Source organism: Mesorhizobium sp. L2C066B000 (assembly GCF_000502335.1).
GTDB lineage: Bacteria > Pseudomonadota > Alphaproteobacteria > Rhizobiales > Rhizobiaceae > Mesorhizobium.
In genome coordinates, this window is sequence record NZ_AYWZ01000001.1 from 518,892 (window position 1) to 537,384 (window position 18,493).

The window sequence follows — 18,493 nt, forward strand, 5'->3', positions numbered from 1 at the left end:
TAAGTTGATTTTCTAAATCCAGTTATTGGCCAATCATGCCGGCTTTGACAAGCGTTTTGATCTCGGCTGTCGAAAAGCCGAAGCGCGCCAGCACAGTCTGGGGCAGCTGATCGTCATCTTCAGACATGCCGGCAAGCGCCGGCTGCGAGGCCGAGAAGCGTGGCGCGGGCGCGGGGCGCTCGAGCGCACCGGCCTTCACAAATGCGTGACGCGCCCGGTTGTGCGGATGATCCCTGGCTTCGGCCAGCGACAGAACCGGCGCCACGCAGGCATCGCTTGCGGCAAACAGCGCGTCCCAGTCGTCGCGTGTCTTCTGCCGGAACCGGTCGGCAATGGCCGCGCGCATGTCCGGCCACAACGCCTTGTCGTATTGGCCGCGGACAAAATCCTCGCCGAGCGGCAGCAGCCTTGCGAATGCGGCGAAGAAGCGCGGCTCAAGGCAGCCGACCGCAACGTGGCGTGCGTCCGCCGTCTCATAGGTGTCGTAGAAGGGCGCACCGGAATCGAGCAGGTTGGCGCCGCGCCGGTCGCTCCACAGACCTGCCGACATGAAGGCGTGTATGGGGGCCACCAGCATCGAAGCGCCCTCGACCATCGCCGCGTCGATCACCTGGCCTTTGCCGGAGCGCGAGCGCTCGAACAGCGCTGCAAGCACCCCGGCGATCAGCATCATGGCGCCGCCGCCATTGTCGGCGATCAGATTCAGCGGCGGCACCGGCCGACCTTCCTCCCGGCCGATGGCATGCAACACACCCGAATAGGCGAGGTAGGTGATGTCGTGGCCGGCACGACCTGCGAGCGGCCCGTCCTGGCCGAAGCCGGTCATGCGGCCGTAAATCAGCGCCGGATTGCGCGCCAATGCAGCATCCGGGCCGAGACCAAGCCGCTCCATCACACCGGGGCGAAAGCCTTCGACAAACAGATCGGCCTTTTCGGCAAGGCGCAGCAGCAGTTCCGTTCCTTTGGCCTGCTTGAGGTCGACGCGCAGGATGGAGCGGCCGTGACGGTCGAGATTGTACGCATCGGAGAGGGGCAGCAGGGGTTGGTCCGAACCGGTGCGCTCGATGCGCAGCACCTCGGCGCCCATCTCCGACAGCATCAGCCCGGCCAGAGGCACCGGGCCGAGCCCAGCCATCTCGATGACTTTCAGGCCGGCCAGCGGACCGGTCTTCACTGCGCCGGCCGCCATGGCCGTCTATTTCGGCGCCATGCGGATTGCCCCATCGAGGCGGATGGTTTCGCCGTTCAGCATCTGGTTTTCGACGATATGCAGGGCGAGCGCGGCATATTCGGACGGCTCGCCGAGGCGGGACGGGAAGGGCACGGCCGCGCCGAGCGAATCCTGCACCTCCTGCGGCATGCCGGCCATCATTGGCGTCTTGAAGATGCCGGGCGCGATGGTGCAGACGCGAATGCCGGAGCGCGCCAGGTCGCGGGCAACCGGCAGCGTCATGCCGACGACGCCGCCCTTGGATGCGGCATAGGCGGCCTGGCCGATCTGGCCATCATAAGCGGCCACCGACGCGGTGTTGACGATGACGCCGCGCTCGCCGCCCTGCAGCGGTTCGAGTTTGGCGGCACGGTCGGCGACGAGGCGGATCATGTTGAAGGTGCCGATCAAATTGATCTCGATCACCTTGCGGTACTGGTCGAGCGGATGTGGACCATCCTTGCCGATCGTCTTCACGCCGATGGCAATGCCCGCGCAATTGACCAGGATGCGCGCTGGCCCAAGTCTCTTTTCCACCTCGGCGACCGCGGCCGCACCGCTGTCGGCGCTGCTCACATCGCACTGGATAGCGGCGCCGCCAATGTCGCCCGCCACCTTCGATGCCCGGTCGATGCCGATATCGAAAATGGCGACGCGCGCGCCCTTGTCGGCCAGCGCGCGGGCGGTTGCCTCGCCGAGGCCGGAGCCGCCGCCGGTTACGATCGCAATCTGGCCGTTCGGGTTCATGCTGCATGCTCCGTGCTGTTCCGGGTCATGCTACGGAGGTCGCCGCCATGGTGCAACCTGACCAATGGGGATCCATCGCGACCGGTGCCGCGACCGATCCTGGAGCTCAGGCCATCACTGGTGCCTGCTCCGCGATCCTGGCAAGGCTGGCATGGCCGACCTCGCCGGAGAGCCGCGCCACGGCACCGGGCACGATCTCGTGCGACAGCAGCCGGTCGAGGTCGACCGGGCGCGGCATGGAGATCTGGCCGCGGGGGATCTTTCTGAAGCCGAGCGGGCCGTAATAAGGCTCGTCGCCGACAAGGATCACCGCCGGCGCGCCGGCCTTGGCGGCCGCCTCCAGCGCGATCGCCACGAGCCGGCGGCCGATACCGAGATTCTTGAAGGCGGGCCGCACGGCGAGCGGCCCGAGCATCAGCGCGCGTCCGGCGCCGGCGGCGATGCGGGTCATGCGCACCGAAGCAACGACGATGTCGCCATTCATGGCGACAAAGGATAGCGAGCGCTCGTGGCCGCCGGTCTCGCGAATCTTGTAGGCGGCCAGCACGAAACGGCCGGGGCCAAAGGCTTCGTCGTTGATGGCTTGGATTTCGGGATCATGCGCCGGAGTTTCCGGCAGGTATTTCACGTCGGCAAGGCTCATGGTCTTCGCGGTCCGATACAGAGGAAAGGTTGCTGCAAGCGGCAGCGTTCGCCAGTCAGCGCTTTCTAAGCGCGGGCGCCCTTTCGTCGTCGGTCAAACCGGATCAAGCCAAGATCGAACATGCGGAGTGTCCGCTAGCATCAATTTCCGGCGGCTGCAATCGGCTGTTTTCATCCGGCGTTTCATACGAGTGACGCTCTGTTCAGCAGATGACGGCTTCGGCATTGCCGCCTTGCGACTACATTGGCCAAGGCACGCAAGGAGTTTTCGTATGGGATTGCTGGTCGAAGGCAAATGGCAGGACCGTCCGGCCAATGTCGATAGCAGCGGCAGGTTCATCCGCGCCGAGACGCAGTGGCGTGACTGGATCACGCGCGACGGCGCGCCGGCGCAAGGTCGTACGCGCGGCTTCAAGGCCGAGCCCGGACGCTACCATCTTTATGTCTCGCTCGCCTGTCCGTGGGCGCACCGCACGCTGATCTTTCGCGCGCTGAAGAAGCTAGAAGACATCATCCCGGTTTCAGTCGTGCATCATTTCCTCGGTGCTGAGGGCTGGACGTTTTTGGCCGAGGATGGCGCCACCGGCGACACGCTCTACGGCCTCGACTTCCTGCACCAAATCTACACCAAGGCCGATCCAGCCTATTCGGGCCGGGTTTCGGTGCCGGTGCTGTGGGACAAGAAGGAAGAGACCATCGTCTCCAACGAATCCGCCGAAATCATCCGCATGCTCAATTCGGCCTTCGACGAGTGGGGCGATGCCGCTCTCGATTCCTATCCGCCAGGCCTGCGCGGCGAGATCGACAAGGTCAATGCGCTGGTCTTTCCCGCCGTCAACAACGGCGTCTACCGCGCCGGCTTTGCCACCACGCAAGCGGCCTATGAAGAGGCGTTCGGCGAGCTGTTCGCGGCGCTCGACACGCTGGAGGGCCGACTGTCAAAACAGCGCTATCTCACTGGCGAGCGTGTCACCGAGGCCGATTGGCGGCTGTTCACCACGCTGGTGCGTTTCGACCCGGTCTATGTCGGCCATTTCAAATGCAATCTGCGCCGCATCGCCGACTATCCGAACCTTTCGAACTATCTGCGCGACCTCTACCAGGTGCCCGGTATCGCCGGCACGGTGAACCTGCACCACATCAAAATGCACTATTACGGCAGCCACGAGAGCATCAACCCGACGCGCATCGTGCCGGTCGGGCCTGGGCTCGACTATGGCGCGCCGCACGACCGGGCGCGGTTCAGGCAGGCGGCGTGAGCATCGGATTGACAGCCTACCAGTACGGCGATACCGGCTCGCCTTCAAAAACCTCGGCAAGCCGCCGCAGCGTCGCCGGCGTCGTGCCATGCGGCAAGCGGTCGAGCGGAAAGAAGCCTGCTTCGGCGATCTCGTGGTCCGGCAGTTTCGGCGCGATCTGGTTGAAGGTTTCGATGAGATAGAGGCCGACATGGTCGCGGCGGCTGGAGCGGCGGTTGAAATGCATCGATTTCAGCACCGGCTGGGCTGTCAGCGCGATGTTGCCTTCCTCGGCCAGTTCGCGCACCAGCGCCTCACCGAGCGTCTCGCCGACTTCGACGCCCCCGCCCGGCAATTGCCAGCCGGGAACGTAGGTGTGGCGGATGAGGAAGACAGTGTTCGAGGCGCGATCGTGGATCAGGCCGCGCACGCCCAGCGTCATCGGCCGCCGCAGCAGGAAATAGAGATGGAACAGCCTTGCCCTGAGGCCTGCCCAGCCGGTCTGGCGAAACGCCTGCTCCGGGTCCGATATAGCCATGACTAGCGAAACCGTGGATGGGCAGGAAACAGTGAGTGGAAAGCGGGGAGCGCGTCGCCTATGAAGGAAGGATGTTCAGGCTCGCGCATATTTCCGATGTCCATCTGGGGCCGCTTCCCGGTGTAACCTATCGCGAACTCGCGTCCAAGCGCGTCGTCGGCTACGTCAACTGGCAGCGCAACCGCCGCCGCCATATGCACGATGCCGTCATCGACACCATCGTCGCCGACATGAAGGCGAGCACACCCGACCACCTCACCGTTACCGGCGATCTGGTCAATCTGGCGCTCGACGGCGAGATCGAGATGGCCAAGCACTGGCTTGAGACGCTGGGTTCGCCGGAGGATGTCTCGGTGGTGCCGGGCAACCACGACNATCGAGATGGCCAAGCACTGGCTTGAGACGCTGGGTTCGCCGGAGGATGTCTCGGTGGTGCCGGGCAACCACGACGCCTATGTGCCGGGCGCCTTCGACAAGGTCTGCCGCTCCTGGGCGGCGTGGATGAGCGGCGACGGCGTGACTGCGCCGATCGACCGCAACGCTTTTCCCTATCTGCGCGTACGCGGCAATGTCGCGCTGATCGGCGTTTCGACGGCGCGCGCCACGGCGCCGTTCATGGCCAACGGCTTCTTCCTCGAAGGTCAGGCGCAAAGGCTGGCGACAGTGCTCGACGCAACGAACAAACGCGGCCTGTTGCGGGTGATCATGATCCATCATCCGCCGGTGCGCGGCGCCGTCGCCCAGCAAAAGCGCCTGTTCGGCATCTCCCGCTTCCACAAGACCGTTCATAGGCATGGCGCCGAACTCGTGCTGCACGGCCATTCGCATCTGCCGTCGCTGTTCTTCATCGGCGGGCGCGGCGCCAGGATTCCGGTCGTCGGCGTCGCCGCCGCCGGGCAGTCGCCAGGCAGCAAGAACCCGGCGGCACAGTACAATCTGCTCGATATTGACGGGGAGAAGGGCAATTGGCTGATTCGCCTGACGCGGCGCGGCCTGACCGGGCCGGCCTTGCCGCCATCGGACCTGCAGGTCATTGAACTCGGCGCGCAGACACCGAGGCCTCCAGATCGTTGATCAGAAGCTGATCTTCATCGCCATCAGGCGATCCCAAAACAGCGCGGCCGCCACCGCCAGGCCAACAAGCGCGCCGGCGGCGACCAAGCCGAGACCGGAAAGGAACGTCGACCAGCCCCTGCGGGGCACGGCTGCTTGCAAGGGCGGCTCAGCTTCCGGCACGGCGGCGCGTTTCAGGTCGGCGACGGCCGGCTCGACACCGCCCTCCATCATGCGCTGGCGCTCGACGATACGCTCCGCCACATAGCGCGTGACCTGATCGGCGACCGGTTTCATATCGGTCGATTCGGCGAGCACGACGCGGCCGATGCGGGTATCCCTGAGAAAGCGGTAGGTGCGGCGGTCGCGCCCCATGGCGACATGGCTGACGGCGTCGATCCACAGGCGGGGCTGCAGGCCGGAGGAGATGACGAAGTCGAAATTGTCCATGTCGGCGGGCACGTCGGCAAAGACCGGGGCGAGCTCAGCGGCGAGCAGATCAAGCCGCATCCGGTGCGCCTCGCGCATGTCGACCACGACATCGTCGCGATCGGCGAAGGCATTTTTCACATCGCGAACGGCGTCGGACAGTTTGCGGGAGGTGTCGATGGGGGTGATGTTTTCGCCAGTGTCCTTCATCGGCGTCGCCTCGCTGATATGGTTAATTGCGAGTTAACACAGGCGGCGGCAAAATGCACTGGCGAGATGCGGGCGTCAGTAAGGTTAGCTCGCCGCGGCCTCGAATGTCGGACGCAGGCGCCTGCCGCGGCGTGCCATGTTTCGGCGCACGGCCTGGGCGACCACATCAGGCACTTCCTCGACCAGCATATGGCCGGCATCGAGCACGTGATGAATATGAAAATGCGCCGGCAGACAATCAGCCTGGGTAAAGGGCAGCACCGGATCGTCCGTTCCCCAAACCACCATCACCGGCATGTCGAGGGTGTCCAGCTGTTCGCGGGGTATGACCCCCTGCCGCTCGTTCCTGGTCATGACGGCCGATATCTCAATCAGCTTGCGCAACTGGCCGGGGCGACGGCGTAGGTCCGCCAGGACGCCAACGATGCGTTCGGGCGGCGGGCTTCGCGGTCCCGACATGGCGGCAAGGCAGGCGCGGATTTCCCGTCTGTCGGCGGCCGCGGCGTAGCGGCGCAACAGCGGTCCGTTGATCTCGGGGCCAACACCGCCCGGCGCCAGAAGCGTCAGCGAGCCTATCCTTTCAGGCTCGGCAAGCGCCATCAGGGAGGCGACCGCGCCGCCCATCGAATGACCGGCGACATGCACCCTTGCTATCCCGCGTGCGGCGATATCGGCGAGAACCGCTCGCGCCGCTGTTTTGGCCGGGCCGCTGCCAGGAAATTCGAGAGACAGTCCGTGTCCCGGAAGATCGTAGGCCAAGGTCCTGACATCGGGCCCTAGCGACGCGGTCACCTCGCGCCAGATATCATGGCAACGACCGAAGCCATGCAGCAGGACGACCGTCTTCGGCCCGGCGCCCCGCTCGGCAACATAGAGGGATGAGACCATGAAAATGTGCGATTATTGCAAGACTGGAGAGGAAATTCGAATCGAGGCTGGATTGCTCCCAGTCCAGACCGATGGCCAGTAAAGTTTTCGCGATCCGGAAAGACTAGCTGGCGTTGTCGAGGCCCGCGGCGCGCAGCGCCTCAACCAGCCGGTCGGTCAGATCGGCGGGATATTTGCGCTCGGCGAAGGCCGCGCGCGGATCGGCGGCGAATTTCGGGAATTTGGTGGTCAGCTCATCCAGAAGCTTGGCTGCCAGCTGTTCGCGGCCGGCAGCCTTGGCGCCGATCAGCCGCGCCGCCAGATAGTGCGATTTCATCGCCGTCGTGCGCAGCGACTCGCTGGCTATCGCGGCCTTGTTCATGTCGCCCAGCATGAATTGCCCGGCGAAAAGCCCAAAATCCCACCATGTCGGATGGCCGCTGAACGTCTCAACGGCATGGGTCAGGATGGGTGTTCCCTCGGCATATTTGCCGGCAAAGATCAGGCCATAGCCGTAAGCGGCAGCCATGCCGAGGTCGTAGGGGTTGAGCTCATAGGCCTTGCGCATCCAGCGGATCGATTCCTCGGTGTTGCCGAGGCGCGAGTTGAGGTAGCCGTAGGCGCGGTGCGCATAAGGGCTGGTCGGTCCCATCTGGATGGCGCGATGGGCGAAAGACATTGCCTGTTCGACCGTCGCGCCAGGTGGATAGGCGTAATGATCGGTGGCGGCCTCAAGGGTCAGGGAGGCCAGTTCCGAATAGACCAAGGACGATTTCGCACCCTGGCCGGCGAGCTTGTCCAGGCAGCGATAGGCAGCCTCGTGCGTCCTGGTGCTCTGGTCGAGATAGTATCTGTCGTTGAGGATCAGGCAGCTCGTCAGCCCGGTCTGAATGCCGTTCTGTTCGATGTAGCTGTAGAGCGGGCCGGAGGCGGGAATGGTCGAGCTGAGGATGGCGGCGATACGATCCTCGACGGTGCCAGGTGCGCTGTCGGCGGCCGTCAGACTGCGGGACAAAAGCACGCGGCCGGTCGCCACGCTCTGCAGTTCGAGCGTCACGTCACCTGCCATTGGTCCCGGCAGGACATCGAAAACGAAGCTGGTCGGGTCGGTGCTTGGGTCGCGCTTGCTGTCGGCGTCGCGGCCGATGAAGTCGATGGTGTCGAAACCGGCAAGGCCGGCGCGCAGCGAAGCGGCGACGCGGCCGGCCTCGGGGCCGGTGGCCTTCACGGCGATGTAGACGAGGGGCAGGGCCTCCATCGACGGCGATGCGATGCTGCTCGTTACGCCAGCAGTCTCGACCACCGAGGTCGGATCACTGCTGGCAAGCAATGCGCCGCTGCCCTGGCGCAGGATGAGCACGCCCAGCATGAGGATGACCAGCGTCATGGCGACCCAGAAGAACTGGAGATGGCGCGCCAGCGAAGGCCCAGGTTCTGTAACCCCCGCGGCCGTCGCGCCAGCGGGAACGGCGTCAAGAGCCGTCTGGTCGGGCGATCCGGGCAAGGCGGCTACCGCCGCCGCAAGCGGCTCCTGCCCAACCGGCAGGCGTATGGCGTTGAGCTCATAGGACGGCACGTAGCCGCCGCGCGGAATGGCAATGCGAACCGGTTCGGCTATGCCTTCATTGGCGAAATAATGCTGGAGAAGTTCGCGCAGCCGGCCTGCCTGCACCCGGACAACGGCGTCGGTCGACGAATCGAAATCGCCGTCCTTGCCGAAGACGTCCATGGCGATGGAGAAACCCTTGAGCCTGTCGGCTTCGCCGGCCTGCTCGCGCTCAACAAGATAGCGCAGCAACTTGCGCGCGCGCTCGGAACGTCCGAACGTTTCGCTGGCGAGCAGTCGCTCCAGTGTCTCGCGCACTGCGGGGGCGGCAGGCGTGGCATGCTGCAAGTGTCGATCCTCTCGAAGTCGGCACAGGTTGAGGCGCAATCATATAGAGCCTGCACTTCCATACAAGCATGCTTATGTTATGCGATCGCGTAACACACCGGATAGTTGCCGGTGGTTGACACAAAAAACCGGAATTTCCCTCGGCAAATAGGGGATTTCCGGGCGCCGCGGACATTCGGCGCCCGGGAAATATCAGCCGGCCTTGCGGCCGATTATCCGGTTGGCGGCCGAAACAACGGCTTCCAGCGAGGCGGCGACGATGTTGGTGTTGATGCCGGCGCCGAACAGCTTGCTGCCGGGATATTCCATCTCGACATAGGAAATCGCCGAGGCGTTCGAGCCGCGCTGGAGCGAATGTTCGGAATAATCAAGCACCGACATGTCGACGCCAACATGACGCGACAGCGCATCGACGAAGCCGTCGATCGGGCCGGTGCCGGAGCCGGCGATTGTCGTCTCCTTGCCGTTGTCGAGGATCACCGCCTCGACCACGCGCCGGCCCTTTTTCTCGGTATCGGGATAGGTGTGATGGTCGAGGAACTTCAGCCGTGCGCCGGGCTGGTCGACATAGGTTTCAATAAAGCGGTCATGGATGCGTTTTGCCGGCACTTCCTTGCCTTCGGCGTCGGTGATCGCCTGGATCTCCTGGCTGAACTCGATCTGCAGGTTGCGCGGCAGATTGAGGCCGTAATCGGCCTGCAGTACATAGGCGATGCCGCCTTTGCCCGACTGCGAGTTGATGCGGATGATCGCCTCGTAGCTGCGTCCGACATCGGCCGGATCGATCGGCAGATAGGGCACTTCCCAGACCGGCGTGTTGGCCTTCTTCAAGGCCTTCATGCCCTTGTTGATGGCGTCCTGGTGCGAGCCGGAAAAGGCGGTGTAGACGAGTTCGCCGACATAGGGATGGCGCTCGGAGATCTTCAGCTGGTTGGAATATTCGTAGACGTCCTTCATCCGGTTGATGTCGGAGCAATCCAGATGGGGATCGACGCCTTGCGTGTACATGTTGAGCGCCAGCGTCACGATGTCGACATTTCCGGTGCGCTCGCCATTGCCGAACAGCGTGCCTTCGACGCGGTCCGCACCCGCCATCAGGCCGAGCTCGGTGGTGGCGATGCCGGTGCCGCGATCGTTGTGGGGGTGCAGCGAGATCAGCAGGTTCTCGCGGTCGTCCAGGTTGCGGCACATCCATTCGATCCGGTCGGCATAGATGTTGGGCGTCGACATCTCGACCGTCGACGGCAGGTTGATGATCAGCTTGTTGTCGGCTGTCGGCTTCACGATCTCGGTGACGGCGTTGCATATCTCCAGCGCGACTTCGAGCTCGGTGCCGGTAAAGCTTTCGGGCGAATATTCGAAGCGATAACCGCCGCCGGCCTTGGCCGCCATGTCGGTGATCATCTTGGCCGCGTCGGTGGCGATGCGCTTGATACCGCCGACATCCTTCTCGAAGACGACGCGACGCTGCAACTCGCTGGTCGAATTGTAGAAATGCACGATCGGGTTGGTGGCGCCCTTCAGAGATTCGAAGGTGCGGGTGATGAGTTCGGGACGGCACTGCACCAGCACCTGTAGCGAAACATCAGCCGGCACATTGCCTTCCTCGATGCACCAGCGGGCGAAATCGAAATCGGTCTGCGAGGCCGAGGGGAAACCTATCTCGATCTCCTTGAAACCCATGTCGAGCAGCAGGGCGAACATGCGCGCCTTGCGCTCATGACCCATCGGATCGATCAGCGCCTGGTTGCCGTCGCGCAAATCGACCGAGCACCAGACCGGTGCCTTGTCGATGACCTTGTTGGGCCAGGTGCGGTCGGTGAGACCGACCGTCGGGTAGGGCTGGTATTTTCGGGCCGCGCCCGGCATGTGGCCGGCCGCGCGTTTTACGCTTTCGGCTTCGCCGGCGCGGATGTCTTCTCGTGCGTTCATCGTCTTGTTCTCCCGGCGGCTCGCGGATCGGTCTTCGGACGGATTCCAGGGCGAGCAGCGCCTTATCAGATTTTCGTTCGCTTGATGTGAATTGCCAATTTCTGAACTGGCCAAGGAGCGTGCGCGTAAGCGGCGGTTCGACCGCCGGGCGCTCCTTCAGCGAACCCGGCGATCGCCGATAAGGCCGAGAAGAAGCAGGGTCGATGCCAGCGCGCGCACGGTCTCGCCGGCAAAGCCGGTCGGACGGGAAGCGACGGAGGAGACGCGCGTGTTCATGGCGGGGTTCATACAGGAGCCGCCATGGACAGGCAAGTGGGCTGCCATTCCACCACTCGCGAGCACTCTTCCCCATGCGCGGCAAATGCGCCAGACTTGCGTGTAGCCGGGGCCGCAATGCTTCGCCGTCGGAGGGGTCATCCGTGAATTTTGTTTTCTTCTCGCCGCATTTTCCCGCCAACGGCGCCGATTTCTGCGACCGGCTGAAAAAGGCCGGCGCTACGGTGCTGGGCATTGGCGATGCGCCTTATGAGGCGCTGGACGGCAAGCTGAAGGCGGCCCTGTCGGAATATTACCGCATCGCCGACATGGAGGACTACGATCCGGTGTTCCGGGCGATGGGTCATTTCATCCACAAATGGGGCCGGATCGAGCGCTTCGAGTCCCTCAACGAGCATTGGCTGGAGCTGGAGGCCAATATCCGCACCGACTTCAACATCTACGGCACCAAGCTCGATTTCGTGAAGAATTTGAAGCGCAAGAGCCGCATGCGTGCATTCTTCCGCAAGAGCGGCGTCGACACCATCGCCCAGCGCAAATGCTCCGACCGGGCCGGCGCCATGACCTTCATCCGCCGCGTCGGCTATCCCGTGGTGGTGAAGCCCGATTCCGGGTCCGGCGCCTCGAACACCTTCAAGATTTCCAACGCCAGGGAGCTTGACCAGTTTTTCAGAGACAAGCCCGAGGACGTGACCTTCGTCATGGAGCAGTTCATCGAGGGGCTGGTGGTGACCTTCGATGGGCTGGTCAACCGTGACGGCGAGGTGGTGCTGGCGGCCAGCCACCGCTACGACCAGAGCATCATGGAAGTGGTCAACAAGGATCGCCACATGAGCTACACCTGCTTTCCCAAGGTCCGACGGGCGATCGAAGAGGCCGGCCGCAAAATCCTCAAGGCGTTCGACGTGCGCGAGCGCTTCTTCCACATCGAGCTGTTCGAAACCAAGGACGACCGCGTCATCGCGCTTGAGGTCAACATGCGGCCGCCCGGCGCCTGGATGACCGATGCGATCAACTACACGTTCGACATCGACGTCTACGCGGCCTGGGCGGACATGGTGGTGAAGGATGCCACCGGTGGTCCTTATGAGGGCAAGTATTTCACCGCTTATGCCAGCCGCAAGCAGCACCTCCACTATTTGCACAGCCATGAGGACGTGCTAGCCGCGCATCGCGACAAGATCGTCCATCATCAGCCAATTGAAGAGGTTTTCAGCCGCGCCATGGGAAATTACGCCTACCAGATGCGCTCGAAAGACGAAGCAGCACTGCGCGCGGCCGTCGCCTACATCCACGCGGAAAAGGCTTGAACGCGATGGACATCTCCTATCACAAGCATTTCTCCGGCAATCTCGGCCGCGACATGGAATACAAGCGCTACGGCCATGCCGGCCGGCCGGTGGTGGTGTTCCCGACGTCGCAGGGGCGGTTCTACCAGTTCGAGGATTCCGGCGGGGTAGGAGCGCTGGCCGAATTCATCGACACCGGCCGCATCCAGCTGTTCGCGGTCGACGGCGTCGATTCGGAATCGTTCTTCAACAAGCATGCCGGCGCCGCCCACCGCATCGGTCGCCACGAGGCTTATTTCCGATATGTGCGCGAGGAGGCGCTGCCGGAGTTTCTGGCGACCGCTGAGCAAGCCAATGGCGGGCGCAAATTAAAGCCGCTGTTCACCGGCTGTTCGATGGGCGGTTATCATTCCACGAACTTCGTCTTTCGCTTTCCCGAACTCGCCAGCGGCGTCATCGCGCTGTCGGGCGTCTATTCGGCGGGCGACTTCTTCGGCAAGGCGCTGGAAGGTGATATCTTCTACAATTCACCGCTCGACTATCTGCCCGGCACCGTAGACCCAAAGCTGCTTGCCCGGCTGAAGTCGCTGAGGATGATCTTCTGCTGCGGGCAGGGCGCCTGGGAAGAGCGGATGCTGGTCGAGACCCGCAGGCTGGAACAGATCCTGCGCGACAAATCCATTCCCGCCTGGGTCGACTATTGGGGCGGCGATGTCAGTCATGACTGGCCATGGTGGCACAAGCAGCTGGTCTATTTCTTCGGCCGCTGGCTGGATGATGATCTGATGCACCGGCTCGATTGATGACCACACCCGAACCTATCCGCCGCTTTATCGAGGCCACCAATGCGGGTGATAGCGAAGCCGTTCTCCACACGTTCACAGCCGACGCGTCCCTGACCGACTGGGGGCGGTCCTTCCAAGGCCGCCAGCAGATCGCGCGCTGGAACCAGTCGGACAATATCGGCGTGAAGTCCAATCTTCGCATTGTCCGCATCGCCGAGGTCGAGGGCAGCTACCGCGTCCGCATTGCCGTGAAAGGCAATGGCTTCAACGGCGAGGGTGACATGACCTTCGTGCTGGACGGCCACCGCATAGCGAGCCTCGTCATCTCCTGACGCGGCTCAGCTACCCTTCCTGGCAAACCGGCAGAGCAATGGTCTCGTGTTCCACCGCCGATCCACGGCGCAAGCCGAGAAAGACGACAAGGGCGGTGACGATGGTGATTGCCGCCAGCACGATCAGCAGCCTGTCGAACGCGATCTCATAGGCCTGGACCAGGACCGTGGCTCCGGCACCCGGCAAGCGGGCTGCCGCTTCGCCGATGTTGCCGGTCACCAGCAGCTGCGCGGCGGCGGTTGCATCCAGGGAAGACGCCGTTCCCTGAGCCGCCAGTTGGGCTGCCGTGAAACCCGACAGGACTGCCATGACGATCGCCAGCGCCACGCCTTCGCAAGCGACGCGGGTGGTGTTGAAGATGCCGACCGCCATGCCGGCACGCTCTTTCGGCACGACGCCGACGGCAAGTCCGTCCATCAGCCCCCAGGGCAAGGCGATGCCGACGCCTATGAGGATCAGCGGCGCCACCAGCGCTGCGACGACAGGCGGTGTCAGGCTCAGCCAGACAAGGCCGCCGGCGGCCACAAGCAGGCCGACACCGCAGATCGTTGCCGGAGCGATCCAGCGCGCTACCTGGCCGGCGAGCAGTGGCAGGATCAACAGCGGTCCCGACAGGCAGATCATCAACTGCCCCCCCTTGATCTCGCTCATCCTCTCGATGCCGATGAAGCGGATCGGCAACAGCACCAGCAGGACGACGAAGCCATAGGCGGGAGCGGCCGCCAGGAACTGGGCGCCGACGAAGCGGGGAAAGCGGAACAGCGAGAGATCAAGCATCGGCCGGCGCACGCGCCGCTCGACGACGACGAAAGCGGCAAAGCAAAGGGCGGCCGCCACGAGAAGCGCGATCACCAGGGGATCGGTCCAGCCGCTCTGCGGCGCTTGCAGCACGCCGTAGGTCAGCGATGCCAGCGCGATCGTAAAGGTGCCGGCTCCCGCCCAGTCGAGGCCGGTCGCATCCGGATCGCGCGATTCCCTGATGGTGCGCAGGCCGAGCAAAGCGGCTGCAATCGCGAGCACGGCCACCAAGACGAAGATCGATCGCCAGCCGAAAGCATCTATGAGCAGGCCCGACGCGATCGGCCCAAAAGCGAGGCCGATGCCGAAACTGGTGCCGAGGAAGGAGAAGGCGCGCAGCCGCAATGGCCCATCGAATTCCTGGGCAAGAGCGGAGGCGCCGCCGGCAAAGGCGGCGGCACTGCCGAGCCCTTGCGCAGCCCTGAGCACATCGAACCAGACGATATCAGGGGCAAACATCGATCCCAGCGATGCCAGCACATAGGTGGCGAGGCCAACAAGGAAGAGCCGCTTGCGGCCATGATTGTCGGCCAGCGCGCCTGATGCCATCAAGGTGGCGGCGAAGGTCAGCATGAAGGCGTTGGTCACCCAGTTGAGCGCGATCGGGCTGCCGCCGAGGTCGGCCGCAATGCGGGAAAGCGCGACGGCCGGGCCGGTGAAGGTCAAGGGCATTGTCATGGCGGCAAGGCATACCGACAACAGGACAAGCCATGGCGCGACCGCGCCGTTTGTGGTCTTCGAGGTCATGGATTTCCTATCTGAACCAGGATCCGCCGGCCTGCCGCAAGCTTGCTGCGCCGGTCGTAACGGGAAGATAGGCTCGCGACACTTCGAGAAAAATAGTGTTAGATCTCCAGATATACCGGACTGAAACGCTCGAATGGAGAGATGCGATGGAACGCCTCAATGGGCTCCTGGCCTTTGCCCGCACGGCTGAGTTCGGCAGCTTCATCGCTGCGGGCCGCACGCTCGGCATCTCGGCATCGGCCGTCGGCAAGAGCATCGCCAGGCTCGAGCAGGATCTCGGCGTAAGGTTGCTTCAGCGCAGCACGCGCCGCATCGGCCTGACCGAAGAGGGCAAGCTGTTCAACGAGCGGGTGCGGCGCATCCTCGACGACATCGACGATGCCGAGGCGATGCTGTCGCGGAGCCGCGAAACACCGCATGGGCGGCTGCGCGTTTCGACGCCGATCGTGACCTATCATTTGCTGTTCCCGGTGCTGTCGGAGTTCATGGCGCGCTATCCCGAAATCGAACTCGACATCGACTTCAACGACCGCATCGTCGACCTCATCGACGAAGGCGTCGACATCGCGATCCGCAGCGGCGACCTGCCGGATTCGCGCCTGGTGGCGCGGCCGCTTGCACCCTTCCGGCTGCTGTTGTGTGCGGCACCCTCCTATATCGAGCAGCACGGCAACCCGAGCGGTCCGGACGATCTCGTGAACCATTACGGCATCCGCTTCCGCTTTCCCAACAGCGGCAAGCTGCAAGGCTGGCCGTTCATCGGCGGCAGCGCCGAGCCGCAGGTCCGCTCGATGCTGACCTGCAACAACACGGAGGCGCTGAAGGGCGCCACGATGGCCGGGCTCGGCATCAGCTCGATGCCCGATTTCCTGGTCCGCGAGGCGCTGCGTGACGGCCTGCTGCGCACGGTGCTGGACGACCATGTCGACGGCCGCGGCCAGTTCCGGTTGCTGTGGCCGTCCAATCGTCATTTGTCGCCGAAGGTTCGCGCCTTCGTCGATTTCCTTCCCGACCGGCTTGCCGCGACGCTGGGCGGCTCTTAGAGCATGATCCCAAAAAGTGGGTACCGGTTTTTAGAAAAGATCATGCTCCAACAAAGGGTTAGATCATGATGAAATTTCAACGAAATCTCATCATGATCTAGTCCTTCGCGGCCGACAGCGACGGCGACAGCGAGGAACAGCGGCGCTTCTCAGTAGGTGGCGCGGCCGCCGGAGAGATCGAACGTTGCGCCGGTGGTGAAGGAATTTTCGTCCGATAGCATGAAGGCGATCATCGCAGCCGCCTCTTCGACTTCGACGAACCGGCCTCGCGGCACCTTGCCCAGCATGTAGGCGACCTGGGCCTCAGTGAGCTGTTCGAGGATGCGGGTGCGGGCGGGCGATGGGGTCAGCGCATTGACGGCGATGTCGTGGCCGGCCAGTTCCTTACCGAGCGATTTTGTCAGCGCGAGCACGCCGGCTTTGGCGGCGGAATAGGCGGCGGCATTCGGATTGCCTTCCTTGCCTGCGACCGAGGCGATGTTGACGATGCGGCCGTAGCTGCGCGCGATCATGCCGGGCACCAGGCGCTTGCAGCAGTAGAAGACGCCGTTGAGGTCGATGTCGATTATCTGGCGCCAGGCGGCAGGATCATAATCCGCCACCGCCGCTGCCGGTCCGGCGATGCCGGCATTGTTTACCAGCAGATCGACCGGACCAAGCGAGCGCTCGGTTTCGGTCGCGGCGCTGTCGACGGCCTCCATCAGCGATTGATCGCACAGCAAACCCTCGACCCGGCCGAGCGGGGCGAGTTCGGAAACGGCCTTCGCCATGGCGGTCTCGTCCACATCCCAGATGGCGACGCTGGCACCCGATGACAGCAGTCGCCGGGCGACGGCAAGGCCGATGCCTTGCGCGCCGCCGGTCACCACGGCGACCCGGCCTGAGAGATCGACGGCATTCACACGACGTTTCATGGGCACTTTTCCTCTTCCCTGGATATTTGAATCTCAGTCCCTGACGGCTCTCGCCACCAGCCGCGCTATGCTCGGCCCGGCGATGAGCACGACCAGGAAGCGGGTCGACTGCAAGGCCATGACGAAGGATATGTCGACGTTCTGCGCGGCGGCGGCAATGATGGCGACGCTGTCCATGCCGCCGGGGCTGGTCGCGAGATAGGCGGTCAGCGGATCGATACCAAGGACGTGGCTGATCAGCCAGGCTAGCCCGCCGCAAAAGGCGATCAGCACGACGATAGAGCCGACGATCTGCGGCAGCGCCCGTGTCGCATGACGCAGGATCGCCCGGGTAAAATTCAGCCCTATCGACCAGCCGACCATCGCATAGGAGAGCGCCAGCAGCCATGGCGGCAATTGCATCGCCACGCCGAAGCCGAGATGGACTATGGTGCCAAAGATGAAAGTGCCGAGGAAGAAGGGTGACGGCAGCCGGCACAACCGGCCAAGCAGGCCGCCGACCAGCGCCACGCCGAGCGTGGCGGCAAAGGCTGCCGGTTCGATCAGCGGGAACCAGACGATGGCTGGTACCTCGATGCCCGAAGTGTCGACCCACATCTTGGCGACGAGCGCCGCCGTCATCGAGACGAAGATGACGCGCAGATACTGCATGAAGGCGACGAGGCGCTGATCGGCGCCGAAGGCACCGGCCATCAGCACCATGGCAGTGGCAGCACCCGGCGACGAGCCCCAGACCGCGGTGGTGCCGGGCAGGATGCGCCAGCGGCTGATCAACCAGCCAAGCAGGCTGGACGCCGCAAGGGTCGCCAGCACCACGACAAGGACCAGCGGCCATTCCTTGTAGAACACCGAAAAAATGTCGGTGGAGATCGACGCCGCGACCAGACAGCCGACCAAGGCCTGGGCGGCGGCGAACAGCGGCCGCGGCACGCGCACCGTGGCGCCATTGGTGCCGGCAAGGATCGCCGCCAGCATCGGGCCGATCAGCAGCGCCGCCGGCAGTGCGGCGTATTCCAGCGCGCCGGCGAACAGCAGCGAGACGATCAGCAGCACCAGCCACTGTCGGACTGGAAGCATGCGCGCCATGCGTTCGACGGCCGGTTGGTCTGGCGAAGAGTCCATGTTTGGGTCTTAGACCTGGAAGAGAAAAATGCGAACGCTGTCTCGGACGAAATTCACGACCCCGACCCCGCGTTGGGATGTCACTCGTTCTTGATGGCGGGCAGGCCGAAACCGCCGGCCGGATGGGTCTCGACCTGGAATTCGAAGCCGGCGATGATCGGCCGGGCCTTGGCGATCGCTGCCTGGACCTCCGGCAGTTGCAGCGAAGCCTTGTGGCTTGCGGCGTCGGTCCACACTTCGGTCACCCAGATCGCGTCGGCATCGGCCGGGTCGCGGGCGATGACATAACTCAGGCAACCCGGCATGGCGCCGGTCGAGGCGAGCAGGACATCCATGATCGCGTCGCGCTGGCCGCGCGCCGCCCGCATCTTTCCGATCAATCCGTACATTGCCTCTCCCCTTTCTTCCAACCTCAGCAAACGTGCG

17 protein-coding genes and 1 pseudogene are annotated in these 18,493 nt (G+C 63.9%); 6 read left to right on the forward strand and 12 right to left on the reverse strand.

Annotated features, from left to right (window positions below):
* Positions 1 to 22: 22 nt before the first annotated feature.
* From X733_RS163335 to X733_RS163325, 3 genes are all read right to left on the reverse strand, one after another.
* Positions 23 to 1,189, reverse strand: a complete 1,167-nt coding sequence (locus X733_RS163335; RefSeq protein WP_023817385.1) for a CaiB/BaiF CoA-transferase family protein — start codon at positions 1,187 to 1,189, stop codon at positions 23 to 25.
* Positions 1,190 to 1,195: 6 nt separating this feature from the next.
* Positions 1,196 to 1,957 carry a 3-hydroxyacyl-CoA dehydrogenase gene (locus X733_RS163330; RefSeq protein WP_023683632.1) on the reverse strand — a complete coding sequence of 254 codons (762 nt, stop codon included), beginning with the start codon at positions 1,955 to 1,957 and terminating at the stop codon, positions 1,196 to 1,198.
* 106 nt (positions 1,958 to 2,063) lie between these two features.
* Entirely contained in the window at positions 2,064 to 2,600 is a 537-nt protein-coding gene (locus tag X733_RS163325) for an N-acetyltransferase (RefSeq protein WP_023817386.1), read from the reverse strand.
* 271 nt (positions 2,601 to 2,871) lie between these two features.
* Between X733_RS163325 and X733_RS163320 the strand changes: the two genes are divergently transcribed.
* On the forward strand, positions 2,872 to 3,858 hold the full coding sequence (locus tag X733_RS163320; protein WP_023699707.1) for a glutathione S-transferase family protein: 987 nt from the start codon (positions 2,872 to 2,874) through the stop codon (positions 3,856 to 3,858).
* 16 nt (positions 3,859 to 3,874) lie between these two features.
* Here the strand turns inward: X733_RS163320 and X733_RS163315 are convergent, their stop codons facing one another.
* On the reverse strand, positions 3,875 to 4,375 hold the full coding sequence (locus X733_RS163315) for an NUDIX domain-containing protein (protein ID WP_031192976.1): 501 nt from the start codon (positions 4,373 to 4,375) through the stop codon (positions 3,875 to 3,877).
* Between the two features lie 71 nt (positions 4,376 to 4,446).
* On the opposite strand from X733_RS163315, the pseudogene X733_RS01000000165780 reads away from it, so the two are divergent.
* A pseudogene (locus tag X733_RS01000000165780) lies at positions 4,447 to 5,449 on the forward strand (metallophosphoesterase).
* Here X733_RS01000000165780 and X733_RS163310 read toward each other — a convergent pair.
* The 4 genes from X733_RS163310 to leuA form a co-directional block, all read right to left on the reverse strand.
* Positions 5,450 to 6,067 (reverse strand): hypothetical protein, encoded by a 618-nt coding sequence (locus X733_RS163310; RefSeq protein WP_023817388.1) that lies wholly within the window; start codon positions 6,065 to 6,067, stop codon positions 5,450 to 5,452. It abuts the pseudogene before it with no gap.
* An 84-nt stretch (positions 6,068 to 6,151) separates the two neighbouring features.
* Positions 6,152 to 6,955: an alpha/beta fold hydrolase gene (locus X733_RS163305; RefSeq protein ID WP_023817389.1), complete on the reverse strand. Its 804-nt coding sequence runs from the start codon at positions 6,953 to 6,955 to the stop codon at positions 6,152 to 6,154.
* Between the two features lie 103 nt (positions 6,956 to 7,058).
* Positions 7,059 to 8,828 (reverse strand): hypothetical protein, encoded by a 1,770-nt coding sequence (locus tag X733_RS163300; RefSeq protein WP_023817390.1) that lies wholly within the window; start codon positions 8,826 to 8,828, stop codon positions 7,059 to 7,061.
* Positions 8,829 to 9,020: 192 nt separating this feature from the next.
* A complete protein-coding gene (leuA, locus tag X733_RS163295; RefSeq protein ID WP_023737773.1) occupies positions 9,021 to 10,697 on the reverse strand; it encodes a 2-isopropylmalate synthase in 1,677 nt (558 codons plus the stop codon).
* Positions 10,698 to 11,179: 482 nt separating this feature from the next.
* On the opposite strand from leuA, the gene X733_RS163290 reads away from it, so the two are divergent.
* From X733_RS163290 to X733_RS163280, 3 genes are read left to right on the forward strand one after another with little or no spacing between them, the layout of a single operon-like run.
* Positions 11,180 to 12,346: an ATP-grasp domain-containing protein gene (locus X733_RS163290; protein ID WP_023754961.1), complete on the forward strand. Its 1,167-nt coding sequence runs from the start codon at positions 11,180 to 11,182 to the stop codon at positions 12,344 to 12,346.
* A gap of 5 nt (positions 12,347 to 12,351) precedes the next feature.
* A complete protein-coding gene (locus X733_RS163285; protein WP_023724999.1) occupies positions 12,352 to 13,128 on the forward strand; it encodes an alpha/beta hydrolase-fold protein in 777 nt (258 codons plus the stop codon).
* Complete coding sequence (locus tag X733_RS163280; protein WP_031192978.1) at positions 13,128 to 13,442, forward strand: nuclear transport factor 2 family protein; 315 nt, start codon at positions 13,128 to 13,130, stop codon at positions 13,440 to 13,442. Before X733_RS163285 ends, X733_RS163280 begins: the two co-directional genes overlap by 1 nt.
* Before the next feature lie 10 nt (positions 13,443 to 13,452).
* Here the strand turns inward: X733_RS163280 and X733_RS163275 are convergent, their stop codons facing one another.
* Positions 13,453 to 14,988 (reverse strand): MFS transporter, encoded by a 1,536-nt coding sequence (locus X733_RS163275; RefSeq protein ID WP_023724998.1) that lies wholly within the window; start codon positions 14,986 to 14,988, stop codon positions 13,453 to 13,455.
* Positions 14,989 to 15,134: 146 nt separating this feature from the next.
* On the opposite strand from X733_RS163275, the gene X733_RS163270 reads away from it, so the two are divergent.
* Positions 15,135 to 16,031 (forward strand): LysR family transcriptional regulator, encoded by an 897-nt coding sequence (locus tag X733_RS163270; protein ID WP_023817391.1) that lies wholly within the window; start codon positions 15,135 to 15,137, stop codon positions 16,029 to 16,031.
* Between the two features lie 149 nt (positions 16,032 to 16,180).
* Here X733_RS163270 and X733_RS163265 read toward each other — a convergent pair whose 3' ends face one another.
* The 3 genes from X733_RS163265 to X733_RS163255 all read right to left on the reverse strand — a co-directional run bounded on the left by X733_RS163265 (position 16,181) and on the right by X733_RS163255 (position 18,456).
* The gene (locus X733_RS163265; RefSeq protein ID WP_245260173.1) at positions 16,181 to 16,945 is read right to left on the reverse strand and encodes an SDR family NAD(P)-dependent oxidoreductase; all 765 of its coding nucleotides are present in this window, start codon (positions 16,943 to 16,945) and stop codon (positions 16,181 to 16,183) included.
* Positions 16,946 to 16,978: 33 nt separating this feature from the next.
* Positions 16,979 to 18,067 carry an AbrB family transcriptional regulator gene (locus X733_RS163260; protein ID WP_023817392.1) on the reverse strand — a complete coding sequence of 363 codons (1,089 nt, stop codon included), beginning with the start codon at positions 18,065 to 18,067 and terminating at the stop codon, positions 16,979 to 16,981.
* 80 nt (positions 18,068 to 18,147) lie between these two features.
* Positions 18,148 to 18,456, reverse strand: coding sequence for a putative quinol monooxygenase (locus tag X733_RS163255; RefSeq protein WP_023691624.1), 309 nt, complete (start codon positions 18,454 to 18,456; stop codon positions 18,148 to 18,150).
* Between the last annotated feature and the right edge of the window lie 37 nt (positions 18,457 to 18,493).